The organism is Streptomyces niveus, assembly GCF_001723055.1.
Lineage (GTDB): Bacteria > Actinomycetota > Actinomycetes > Streptomycetales > Streptomycetaceae > Streptomyces > Streptomyces niveus.
Map to the genome: position 1 here is coordinate 20,370 of NZ_MDCR01000145.1, position 10,597 is coordinate 30,966.

At 69.6% G+C, this 10,597-nt stretch carries 12 protein-coding genes and 1 pseudogene; 11 read left to right on the top strand and 2 right to left on the bottom strand.

Features of this window, described 5'->3' with window-relative positions:
* Positions 1-118 precede the first annotated feature (118 nt).
* The 11 genes from BHU15_RS18395 to opcA all read left to right on the top strand — a co-directional run bounded on the left by BHU15_RS18395 (position 119) and on the right by opcA (position 9,110).
* The gene (locus BHU15_RS18395; protein WP_069628188.1) at positions 119-595 is read left to right on the top strand and encodes a MarR family winged helix-turn-helix transcriptional regulator; all 477 of its coding nucleotides are present in this window, start codon (positions 119-121) and stop codon (positions 593-595) included.
* Positions 596-962: 367 nt separating this feature from the next.
* Positions 963-1,619, top strand: coding sequence for a hydrolase (locus tag BHU15_RS18400; protein ID WP_069628189.1), 657 nt, complete (start codon positions 963-965; stop codon positions 1,617-1,619).
* 128 nt (positions 1,620-1,747) lie between these two features.
* Positions 1,748-2,056 carry a GNAT family N-acetyltransferase gene (locus tag BHU15_RS18405; protein ID WP_023541994.1) on the top strand — a complete coding sequence of 103 codons (309 nt, stop codon included), beginning with the start codon at positions 1,748-1,750 and terminating at the stop codon, positions 2,054-2,056.
* 5 nt (positions 2,057-2,061) lie between these two features.
* Positions 2,062-2,484 (top strand): (4Fe-4S)-binding protein, encoded by a 423-nt coding sequence (locus BHU15_RS18410; protein ID WP_069628190.1) that lies wholly within the window; start codon positions 2,062-2,064, stop codon positions 2,482-2,484.
* 30 nt (positions 2,485-2,514) lie between these two features.
* Positions 2,515-3,354 (top strand): alpha/beta fold hydrolase, encoded by an 840-nt coding sequence (locus BHU15_RS18415; protein WP_069628191.1) that lies wholly within the window; start codon positions 2,515-2,517, stop codon positions 3,352-3,354.
* Positions 3,355-3,471: 117 nt separating this feature from the next.
* Complete coding sequence (locus BHU15_RS18420; protein ID WP_069628192.1) at positions 3,472-4,704, top strand: glutaminase; 1,233 nt, start codon at positions 3,472-3,474, stop codon at positions 4,702-4,704.
* A 101-nt stretch (positions 4,705-4,805) separates the two neighbouring features.
* The gene (locus BHU15_RS18425) at positions 4,806-5,111 is read left to right on the top strand and encodes a GNAT family N-acetyltransferase (RefSeq protein ID WP_069628193.1); all 306 of its coding nucleotides are present in this window, start codon (positions 4,806-4,808) and stop codon (positions 5,109-5,111) included.
* 8 nt (positions 5,112-5,119) lie between these two features.
* Positions 5,120-5,626 (top strand): OsmC family protein, encoded by a 507-nt coding sequence (locus BHU15_RS18430; RefSeq protein WP_209269122.1) that lies wholly within the window; start codon positions 5,120-5,122, stop codon positions 5,624-5,626.
* The gene (locus BHU15_RS18435) at positions 5,623-6,585 is read left to right on the top strand and encodes a pirin family protein (protein WP_069628195.1); all 963 of its coding nucleotides are present in this window, start codon (positions 5,623-5,625) and stop codon (positions 6,583-6,585) included. The genes BHU15_RS18430 and BHU15_RS18435 overlap by 4 nt, the downstream gene beginning before the upstream one ends.
* Positions 6,586-6,639: 54 nt before the next feature.
* Positions 6,640-8,193, top strand: a complete 1,554-nt coding sequence (gene zwf, locus BHU15_RS18440; RefSeq protein ID WP_069628196.1) for a glucose-6-phosphate dehydrogenase — start codon at positions 6,640-6,642, stop codon at positions 8,191-8,193.
* Positions 8,190-9,110 carry a glucose-6-phosphate dehydrogenase assembly protein OpcA gene (gene opcA / locus BHU15_RS18445; RefSeq protein WP_069628199.1) on the top strand — a complete coding sequence of 307 codons (921 nt, stop codon included), beginning with the start codon at positions 8,190-8,192 and terminating at the stop codon, positions 9,108-9,110. Before zwf ends, opcA begins: the two co-directional genes overlap by 4 nt.
* A gap of 82 nt (positions 9,111-9,192) precedes the next feature.
* Here opcA and BHU15_RS18450 read toward each other — a convergent pair whose 3' ends face one another.
* Together BHU15_RS18450 and BHU15_RS18455 are read right to left on the bottom strand one after the other, a co-directional pair.
* A complete protein-coding gene (locus BHU15_RS18450; protein ID WP_069628197.1) occupies positions 9,193-10,107 on the bottom strand; it encodes a class I SAM-dependent methyltransferase in 915 nt (304 codons plus the stop codon).
* Between the two features lie 82 nt (positions 10,108-10,189).
* A pseudogene (locus tag BHU15_RS18455) lies at positions 10,190-10,597 on the bottom strand (NAD(P)-dependent alcohol dehydrogenase); the annotation flags it as partial.

Genomic DNA, 10,597 nt, shown 5'->3' on the forward strand with positions numbered 1-10,597 from the left:
CGCTCCGCGCCTGGTGTTCCGGACCTGCTGAACCCCCCGGGGATATTCCGGGCATCGACCGGAATCGGCCACGTCAGCGGGATAGATGAGCTGTCAACGTTTTCGCTACACTCCCTCAATGAATGCAACGCCTCGCTGGCTAACCTCGGAGCAGAAGGTTGCCTGGGACAGCTTCATCCGCATGCAGGAGACGCTCATCGGACGTCTGTCGCGCCTGATTCAGTCCGACTCGCACATGTCCGCCTCGGACTACCTGGTGCTGGCGAGTCTCACCGAACGGGGCGGCGGGCGGATGCGTTTTCTGGACCTGGCCAAGTCGGTGGAGTGGGAGAAGAGCCGTATGTCCCACCAGGTCCGGCGGATGACGACGCGGGGACTGGTAGCCAGGGAAGAGTGTCCCGATGACGGACGCGGCGCGTTCATCGTCGCCACCCCGGCCGGCTACAAGGCGATCGAAGAGGCCGCGCCCGTACACGTCGATCACGTCCGCCGGCTGTTCATCGACGCCCTCACCCCGGAAGAACTCGACACGCTCGCCCGGATCTCGAACCGCGTCCTCGCGCATATGGAGACGCAGTCCGACCGACCGGTCTGAGAGATTCCACGACTTCGTAGCCCCGTGAGTGCGTAGTTCTAGTTGATGGATCAACCGCCACGGTAGGGCAATGTCGCCAACCCGTCAATCGTCGGGCTTGGCGCGCGTGTTGTCGCGCCCGATCCGCATGGTCGGATCGGTCTTCGTCCGCACTTGATCGCACCCCGGCTCCGGCATGCTCTCTGCCGCTTGCCGCTTCTCGGCTGATCGTCGGATTCACCGTCAGTTCCCCATTCATCGGAGCTAGTTGACGCATCAAGGGTCGATATCTATCGTAGGTGATGCGTCAACCAAACGGTTTGGGTTCGTCAGCCGGTCGCCGCGCCGTCTGAGGCCCGTGGACGCGAAACTCCAGCGAGGGAATCCCATGAGCTCTGCGAACAAGGCCGGCCTCGGCGCGCTGCTGACGCCCGAGGAGAGCGTTCTCGTACTGATCGACCACCAGCCGTTCCAGTTCGCCAACCTGCACAGCCACGAGCCGACGATGGTCGTCAACAACGTCGTCGGACTCGCCAAGGCCGCCAAGGTGTTCGACGTACCGACGATTCTCACGACCGTGCTGGAGGAGCGCGGCGGCCTTCTCCTCCAGGGGCTGCAGGATGTGTTCCCGGAGCAGAAGCCGATCAACAGGACCTGGGTCAACACCTGGGAGGACGAGCGCGTCGTGGACGCCGTCAAGGCGACAGGGCGCAAGAAGCTGATCATCGCCGGTCTCTGGACGGAGGTCTGTGTGGCCATGCCGGCGATACAGGCGGCGGGCGAGGGCTTCGACGTCTTCGTCGTCACCGACGCGTCGGGCGGTGCCTCGAAGGAGGCCCACGACATGGCGGTGCGGCGCATGAACCAGGCGGGCGTCACCCCGATCAACTGGATGGCCGTGATGTCCGAGTGGCAGCGCGACTATGCCCGCGAGAAGACCGTGCCGGGCGTCGTCGAGGTCCTGGCGCAGCACGGCGGCGCCAGTGGTGTGGCCTACGCCTGGGAGACGCAGCTCCTGGCCACGCCCGCCGGAACAGAGGCCTGACACAGCTGCCGCGCCGGCTCCCGTCCGTATCGGGTGGCCGCCTACGTGGTCGAGTTCAGTTGATGTGTCAACTGGATTGGGTTACTGTGCGGCGAGACTCACGCGCAGGACCTGAGGGAGGACAACACATGGCGGTGGAAGTGAGCGACGCTCCCGGAGCCAAGCGGTACGAGGCCCGGGTCGACGGAAAGGCCGAGGTCGCGGGCGTCGCGCAGTACATCCGTACCAAGGAACTGGTCGCCTTCGTACACACCGAGGTCTCTCCGGAGTACGAGGGCAGGGGAGTCGGGGCGGCGCTGGTGCGCACCTCGCTCGACGAGGCGCGTGCCGCGAACCTGCGGGTGCTGGCCACCTGTCCGTTCTACTCGGGGTGGATCGCCCGGCACCCCGAGTACCAGGACCTGCTGTACCAGTCCCGCAGCAGAGTCAGCGACTGAACAGCATGAGCGGCCGAACCGAGAAGAAGGCGTACGAGGGCCGGTCGATCACCGTGACCTTCGAGGCCCGGCGGTGCTTGCACGCCGCCGAGTGCGTCCACGGCCTGCCCGAGGTCTTCGACACCGCCGCGCGCCCGTGGATCCGGCCCGACAGCGCCGACGCCGAGCGCCTGGCCGAGGTGGTGCGCCGTTGTCCGTCGGGTGCGCTGCGGTACGAACTCGTGGACGGCGAGCCGGAGACCCCGGACCGGCCCACGGTGATCACACGCAACTCCGTCGGACAGCTCGTCGTGCACGGCGAGTTGAGCGTGGACACGCCGGAGGGCCCCCGGGCCGAGACCAGGGCCCTCCTGTGCGGGTGCGGACAGAGCCGGCTTCAGCCGTACTGCGACCACGCGGGGCCTTGCGGTGAGACGGCGCCGGCCTGACGACGCCCGGCGAACAGGAAGGGAAAGCACATGGGTTACATCACCGTAGGGAATGAGAACAGCACACCGGTCGAGCTGTACTACGAGGATCAGGGCGAGGGGCGGCCCGTCGTTCTTATTCACGGATATCCGCTGAACGGTCACAGCTGGGAGCGCCAGACGCGAGCTCTTCTGGACGCCGGACATCGCGTCATCACCTATGACCGCCGGGGCTTCGGCAACTCCTCGAAGGTCAACTCCGGGTACGACTACGACACCTTCGCCGCAGACCTGAACACCGTGCTGGAGACGCTCGACCTTCGCGACGTCGTTCTGGTGGGCTTCTCGATGGGTACCGGCGAAGTCGCCCGTTACGTATCGCGATTCGGGCATGAAAGGGTCGCCAAGCTCGCGTTCCTGGCCTCGCTGGAGCCGTTCCTCGTCGCCCGGGACGACAACCCCGAGGGCGTGCCGCGGAAGGTCTTCGACGGAATCGAGGCGGCGGCGAAAGGCGATCGGTACGCCTGGTACACCCAGTTCTTCTCGGACTTCTACAACCTTGACGAGAACCTTGGTGGCCGGATCAGCCAGGAGGCCGTCACCGCGAGCTGGAACGTGGCGACGTCGAGTGCCCCCGTGGCGGCCTACGCGGTCGTCCCGGCCTGGATCGAAGACTTCCGCGCCGACGTCGAAGCGGTCCGCGCCAGCGGCAAGCCGGCGCTGATCCTGCACGGCACGGCCGACAGGATCCTGCCCATCGACGCCACCGCCCGCCGCTTTCGGCGGGACCTGCCGGACGCGCGGTACGTGGAGATCGAGGGCGCCCCGCACGGGTTGCTCTGGACGCACGCGGACGAGGTCAATTCGGCTCTGCGCTCCTTCCTCGGCTAGTTCCACCAGTTCCACCAGTTCCACCAGATCCGCGACAGGAACGGCCACCCCCGCTTTCATCGAAAGCGGGGGTGGCGGAGCGAGCATCGAAGCCGCCGGACAGAAAGACCTGCCCCCATGAAGACTCCCGTCCCCGACTACCTGGACGAAGTGCTCGACAGCCTGCGTGACGACACCAGCGGCGCCAACGCCGACTACATCCCCGAGCTGGCCGAAGCCGATCCGGAACGTTTCGGCATGGCGCTGACCACGACGCTCGGTCGCACCTACGCCGCCGGCGACGCCGACACGGAGTTCTCGATCCAGTCGATCTCCAAGCCGTTCGCCTATGCCGCCGCCATCATCGACCGTGGCCTCGACCGGGTCCTGGACGCGGTCGGGGTCGAGCCGTCCGGCGAGGCGTTCAACGAGCTCTCCCTCGAAGGGGGCACCCACCGGCCCAAGAACCCCATGATCAACGCCGGTGCCATCACCACGCATTCGCTCCTGGTCGGCGCGGAGGCCGGACCGGACGACCGTGTCGAGCGTGCCGTGGCGTTCTTCTCCCGCCTCGCGGGCCGGGATCTGCGGGTCGACGAGCGCGTCTGCGCCTCGGAGCTCGGCTCCGCGCACCGTAACCTCGCCCTCGCCTACATGCTGCGCACCTACGGCATCCTCGACGGTGACGTGCCGTCCGTCGTTGAGGGATACACACGCCAGTGCTCGATCCTCGTCAGCGTCCGGGACCTCTCCGTGATGGCCGCGACGCTCGCCACCGGAGGTGTCCAACCCGTCACCGGCGAACGGGTGATGGACCCCTCCGTCGCCCGGCACGTCATGGCCGTGATGGCCGCGGCCGGGATGTACGACGCGGCGGGCGACTGGCTCACCCGCGTGGGCATCCCCGCCAAGAGCGGCGTCGCCGGGGGCATCGTCGGTGTCCTGCCCGACAGGGTGGGCATCGGTACTTTCTCCCCGCGCCTGGACTCCTTCGGCAACAGCCAGAGAGGGCGTCGCGCCTTCGAGCGGCTCTCGCAGGACATGGGGATGCATCTGTTCTCCGCCGACCGGGGCCGCGTCGACGCCGTGGACGTGAGCGAGTCACCGGGCACGGTCACCTTCGCTCTCCAGGGCAACGTCCAAGTCACCGCCGCCTCCGAGCTGTTGGACCTGATGGCCGAATCGGACGGCGCGGCCGACGTGGTTCTGGACGTCACCAAGGTCCATTCCTTTTCCGATCTCGGCCGCCGCATGTCACTCGAAGGGCTGCGCCGACTGCGCCTGGACGGACGCCGGGTCGCCCTCCGCGACCCCTCGGGCGTGCTGCCGGACCCTGATCTGGGAGACGGCACCTACCCGGACGCCCGTTGACCATACGGTTGACCAATCAACTACCCTGATGGTTGTGTTGTCACGAAAGCCTCCTCCTCGTGCGGAGGGACGACGGCGCAACGACCTCCTTAGGAGGAGCGATGGAATCCCGCGTGGCGGACAACCCCGGCCGATCGCGTTACGAAGTCTTCGACGGCGACGAACTCGCCGGCTTCACCGAGTACCACCGGTACCGGGACGAGATCGCCTTCATCCATACGGAGATCGATCCGCGGTTCGCAGGCCGGGGCCTCGGCGGCGTACTCGCCCGCGGGGCCCTCGGCGCGGCCAGGGAGCAGGGGCTCGCGGTGCTTCCCTTCTGCCCCTTCATCCGTGGCTGGATCGGCAAGCACCCGGACTACGCCGACCTGGTGCCACAGGAGCAGCGGGCGCGGTTCGGGCTGTGAGGCGGATCGTGTCACAGGCGGAGCAGGCCGAGCAGGCGGCTGCCGAGCAGCCCGGCTTCGTACGAGCCGCAGCCGTCGTCGCCACCGGCACCGGATCGGACTACCGGGTCGACATACGCGCGGGCCGCCACCCGCTGGCCGCCGACGAGCCGGAGTCCGTCGGCGGGGCCGACACCGCGCCCACCCCCGTCGGCCTCCTGCTGTCGGCCCTGGGCTCCTGCACGGTCATCACCCTGCGTATGTACGCCCAGCGCAAGCAGTGGCCCCTGTCCGAAGTCCGGGTGCGTCTGGCGTACGAGAAAGGGCCCGACCGGGCCGGTCGCATCACCCGGCGCATCGAGCTGACGGGCGACCTCGACGACGCCCGGCGCGCCCGGCTGCTGGAGATCGCCGACCGGACCCCCGTCACCCGTGCGGTACGGGGCGAGATGCCCATCGTGCCCGCGCCCGAACGCCCGGGACGGCCCAACTCCGCATCCCGGCCCGCCGCGACAGAAGGGACGCAGTCGTCATGAGTGACCTCGACCTCCTGCCCAGTCTCCGTGAATGCGGAGGCCGGGCCGATGTGTCAGGACAGCCCGTCAGGGAGTTGCTGAACCCCCGCGAGGCGAGCCTCGGTACCACGGTCGTGCGCAGACTGCTGCCGAATCTGGGGCGGCGCATGGTGGGCGCCTGGTGCTTCGTCGACCACTACGGGCCCGACGACATCGCCGACGGGTCCGGGATGCAGGCGCCGCCCCACCCGCACATGGGCCTGCAGACGGTGAGCTGGCTGCACGAGGGCGACATCCTGCACCGCGACAGCGTCGGCAGCGTGCAGGTCCTGCGTCCCCGTCAGCTCGGTCTGATGACGTCGGGGCGGGCCATCGCGCACGCCGAGCAGAGCACCGTGCCCCATCCCCGGCTGCTGCACGGCGCCCAGTTGTGGGTCGCGCTGCCCGACGCCCACCGGCACACCGCGCCCTCCTTCGAGCACCACGTAGACCTCCCGGCCGTCACGGGACCGGGGCTGACGGCCACCGTCATCCTGGGCCAGCTGGACGGCGCGGTGTCGCCGGGCACGACGTACACGCCGCTGGTCGGCGCGGACCTCGCGCTCGCCGAAGGCGCGGACGTACGGCTGCCGGTGGAGCCGGACTTCGAGTACGCCGTGCTGACGATGTCCGGAGTCACGGAGGTCGACGGCGTGCGCCTCGATCCCGGCTCCATGCTCTATCTGGGGTCCGGACGCGGCGAGTTGCCGCTGCGCGCCCTCAGCGACTCGGGGCTGCTGCTGATCGGGGGAGAGCCGTTCGAGGAGAAGATCATCATGTGGTGGAACCTCATCGGACGGACCCAGGAGGAGATCGCCGAGGGGCGTGAGGCCTGGATGTCGGGCGACCGTTTCGGGACGGTCCACGGCTACGACGGCTCGCCGCTGCCCGCCCCCGCACTGCCGGCGACCCCGCTCAAGCCCCGCGGCCGTACGCGCTGATGACTGACAGCACGAGTGCACCGAAGCGCCGTGCCGGGAAAGGGGATTGACGCGATGCCGGACACAACCACGACGCCCGGGGCGGACGGGTGGACGAACCCGCTGCGCAGCGCGTCCGACCGTCGGCTGCCGCGGATCGCGGGCCCGTCGGGGCTGGTCATCTTCGGTGTCACCGGTGACCTGTCCCGCAAGAAGCTGATGCCTGCCGTGTACGACCTCGCCAACCGCGGGCTGCTGCCGCCGGGCTTCTCGCTCATCGGTTTCGCCCGGCGGGACCGCGAGGACGAGGACTTCGCACAACTGGTCCACGACGCGGTGCGCGAGCACGCCCGTACGGAGTTCCGGGAGGAGACCTGGCAGCAGCTCGCCGAGGGCATGCGTTTCGTCCGGGGCGACTTCGGTGATGACGAGGCGTTCAAGAAGCTCCGGGAGACCGTCGACGAGCTCGACGCGTCCCGTGGCACCGGCGGCAACGTCGCCTTCTACCTGTCCGTGCCGCCGAAGTTCTTCCCCAAGGTCGTCCGGCAGCTGAAGAAACACGGGCTGGCCGACGCGCCCGAGGGATCCTGGCGGCGGGCGGTGATCGAGAAGCCCTTCGGGCACGACCTGAGGAGCGCCCGTGAGCTGAACGCGCTCGTGCACGAGGTGTTCGAGCCGGACCAGGTGTTCCGCATCGACCACTACCTGGGCAAGGAGACCGTCCAGAACATCCTGGCGCTGCGCTTCGCCAACCAGATGTACGAGCCGGTCTGGAACCGGTCGTACGTCGACCACGTGCAGATCACGATGGCCGAGGACATCGGCATCGGCGGCCGGGCCGGCTACTACGACGGCATCGGCGCCGCGCGTGACGTCATCCAGAACCACCTCCTCCAACTCCTCGCCCTGACCGCCATGGAGGAGCCCCTCGCCTTCGACGCCGAGTCGTTGCTCACCGAGAAGCTCAAGGTCCTGAAGTCGGTGCGGCTGCCGGAGGAACTCGGCGAGCACACCGTGTTCGGCCAGTACGCGGCCGGCTGGCAGGGCGGCGAGAAGGCCGTCGGCTACCTCCAGGAGGACGGCATCGATCCCGCGTCGAAGACCGACACGTACGCGGCCGTCAAGCTGGAGGTGGACAACCGCCGGTGGGCGGGCGTGCCGTTCTACCTGCGTACCGGAAAGCGGCTGGGCCGCCGGGTCACGGAGATCGCGGTGGTCTTCCAGCGCGCCCCGCACTCGCCGTTCGACTCGACCGCCACCGCGGAACTCGGCACGAACGTCCTGGTCATACGGGTGCAGCCCGACGAGGGCATGACCACCCGATTCGGTTCGAAGGTGCCGGGCACCTCGATGGAGATCCGCGACGTGACCATGGACTTCGCCTACGGCGAGTCCTTCACCGAGGAGAGCCCCGAGGCGTACGAGCGCCTGATCCTCGACGTCCTGCTCGGCGACGCCAATCTCTTCCCGCGTACCGAGGAGGTCGAGGAGTCCTGGCGGATCCTCGACCCGGTCGAGGAGTACTGGGAGACGCGTGGCAGGCCCGCGCAGTACACCTCGGGCGGCTGGGGCCCCACCGAGGCCGACGAGATGCTCGCACGAGACGGACGGAGGTGGCGCAGGCCGTGATCACCGAACTCACGCACACGACGGCCGGCCGGATCAACAAGGCGCTGACCGAGGGCAGGGCCAACGGCAGCGGCGGCTCCGGCATGGTGCTCACCCTCGTCGTCGTCACCGACGAGGAGAACGCACACGACGCGGTGAAGGCCGCGACCGAGGCCTCCCGTGAACACCCCTCCCGGATCCTGGCCGTCATCAAGCGGCCGGCCCGTGGTTCCCGGCGCCGCGGCGAGGCCCGCGTCGACGCCGAGGTCCGTATCGGCGCCGACGCCGGCAGTGGTGAGACCGTGCTGCTCCGGTTGTACGACGAAGCCGTCGACCACGCCGAATCGGTGGTCCTGCCGCTGCTGTTGCCGGACGCGCCCGTCGTCGTCTGGTGGCCGGCCGACGCGCCGGCGGTGCCCGCCGAGGACCCGCTGGGCGCGCTCGCCCAGCGCCGGATCACCGACATGCACGCCGTCGACGAGCCGCTGCGGGAACTCGCCGCCCGTGCGGCCTCCTACGCCCCCGGCGACACGGATCTGGCCTGGACGCGTCTCACCCCGTGGCGTTCCATGCTGGCCGCCGCCCTCGACCAGGTCCGCGCCACCGTCACCTCGGCGGTGGTGGAGAGCGAACCCGGCAACCCCAGCGCCGAGTTGCTGGCCCGCTGGCTCACCGAGCGCCTGCGCGTACCGGTCGAGCGGCGGGAGACCGACGGGCCCGTGGTGACAGGGGTCCGGCTGTACACCGGGTCGGGCGAGATCCACATCGACCGCCCGGTCGGCGTGACGGCGACCCTCTCCATCACCGGTCAGCCGACCCGTACCCTCGCCCTGCGCGTACGGAGCACGGCCGAGCTGATCGCCGAGGAACTGCGCCGTCTCGACCCGGACGACGCGTACGCGGCGGCGCTGCCCACCGCTGTGACACCACCGGCGTAGCCGCGCGCGGACCCGGTACGACCCGGAGACCGCTCGCCGTGCCGAACGGTGACCGACTACGAACAGCGCGGGCGCAAGTCGGTCACCGCGGCCGGGACTTGTTCGCGAACACCCAGCGGTTGCCCTCCAGCGCGTCGTTCCGCTGCTCCGGCAGCGGGCCGCGGCCGTGGTGGTGGGTGAAGTCGAAGGGGGTGCGGACCGAGGTGGACCAGCCCCTGCTCGCCAGGGCGCCCGCGGAGTCCGGCCGCGGCTCGTCGTCGAACAGGGTGAGCAGGTCGATCCCGATCTGACGCCTCGTCGCGACGTAGAGCGGGCTGTCGCGGTATGCCTGCAAGTCCCTTTCGAGCTTGACCTCGTACGCCAGCGCGCTTCCCGGCGCGCTCATCCGGTCCACCATGTCGATGAGATACGTCTCGGCGGTACGGGGCAGATAGAACAGCAGCCCCTCGGCCAGCCAGACGCTCGGCGCCGCCGGGTCGAAACCGGCGTCCGTCAGCGCTCCCGCCCAGTCGGCGCGCAGGTCGATCGGGATCGGTACGCGTGTCACGCGCGGGGTCGCCGACAGCGCGCCGAGCACCTGGTGCTTGAACGCCAGCACGCCTTCCCGGTCGATCTCGTAGACCACACAGCCGGGAGGCCAGTCCAGGCGGAACGCCCGTGCGTCCAACCCCGCCCCGAACAGCACCACTTGGCGGGCACCGCCCTCGTGCGCCGACCGCAGCAGGAAGTCGTCCAGCACCCGCGTCCGCAGACCGAAGTACCGGGCGAAACGGCCCCACAGCGGGTTCGCGTCCCCGTCCGGGACCTGCGTCGGGGCGACCGGCCAGTGGGCGGACGCCGGGGCGGCGCGTACGAAGTGCTCCGCGTAGACGTCCCGCGCCAGGCTGTCGTGGCGGTGGGTCTCGATCGCCCGTGCCGCCGCGACCAGGAGCGCCGTCAGACCGACGCCCCCGTCCACGCCCTCCGCACCGGTGTGTTGCCGCACTGTGCCGGTCATACGTCCTCCGTCGGTACGAGTCACGAGAGTCGGGCGAGTTGGGCGAGTCGGGCGAGGCATCGGGTGGGCCGCCGCCGCGCGGTCAGCCCGGACCGTCCCGCGGGATCAGGACGGGCTTGACCACGAGGCCCTCGTCGCAGTCGCGTTCGGCCTCGTTGATGTCGGCGAGCGGATACGTACGGATCAGCTGGTCGAAGGGGAACAGCCCGGCCCGCCACAGTCCGGTCAGCCGCGGGATCAGCAGGCCGGGCACCGCGTCGCCCTCGCAGATGTGGGAGATCCGCCGGCCCCGGTCCAGCGTCCCCGGTTCGAGCGGCAGCGCGCTGTGGAGCCGTGCCACCAGACCGAGTCGGCCCCTCGGGCGCAGCGCCCGGAGCGCGTCGTTGATCAGCCGGCCGGAGCCCGTGGTGTCCAGCGCGTACCGCGCGCCGCCGTCCGTCAGCCGCCGGACGCCCTGCCGGCAGGGCGGCCGGCGGCTGACGGACGGCGG

What these genes read in the sequence shown, in the direction of transcription:
- BHU15_RS18395 (WP_069628188.1), top strand. Translation starts at nt 119, where the DNA reads ATGAATGCAACGCCTCGCTGGCTAACCTCGGAGCAGAAGGTTGCCTGG.
- BHU15_RS18400 (WP_069628189.1), top strand. Translation starts at nt 963, where the DNA reads ATGAGCTCTGCGAACAAGGCCGGCCTCGGCGCGCTGCTGACGCCCGAG.
- BHU15_RS18405 (WP_023541994.1), top strand. Translation starts at nt 1,748, where the DNA reads ATGGCGGTGGAAGTGAGCGACGCTCCCGGAGCCAAGCGGTACGAGGCC.
- BHU15_RS18410 (WP_069628190.1), top strand. Translation starts at nt 2,062, where the DNA reads ATGAGCGGCCGAACCGAGAAGAAGGCGTACGAGGGCCGGTCGATCACC.
- BHU15_RS18415 (WP_069628191.1), top strand. Translation starts at nt 2,515, where the DNA reads ATGGGTTACATCACCGTAGGGAATGAGAACAGCACACCGGTCGAGCTG.
- BHU15_RS18420 (WP_069628192.1), top strand. Translation starts at nt 3,472, where the DNA reads ATGAAGACTCCCGTCCCCGACTACCTGGACGAAGTGCTCGACAGCCTG.
- BHU15_RS18425 (WP_069628193.1), top strand. Translation starts at nt 4,806, where the DNA reads ATGGAATCCCGCGTGGCGGACAACCCCGGCCGATCGCGTTACGAAGTC.
- BHU15_RS18435 (WP_069628195.1), top strand. Translation starts at nt 5,623, where the DNA reads ATGAGTGACCTCGACCTCCTGCCCAGTCTCCGTGAATGCGGAGGCCGG.
- zwf (WP_069628196.1), top strand. Translation starts at nt 6,640, where the DNA reads ATGCCGGACACAACCACGACGCCCGGGGCGGACGGGTGGACGAACCCG.
- BHU15_RS18450 (WP_069628197.1), bottom strand. Translation starts at nt 10,107, where the DNA reads ATGACCGGCACAGTGCGGCAACACACCGGTGCGGAGGGCGTGGACGGG.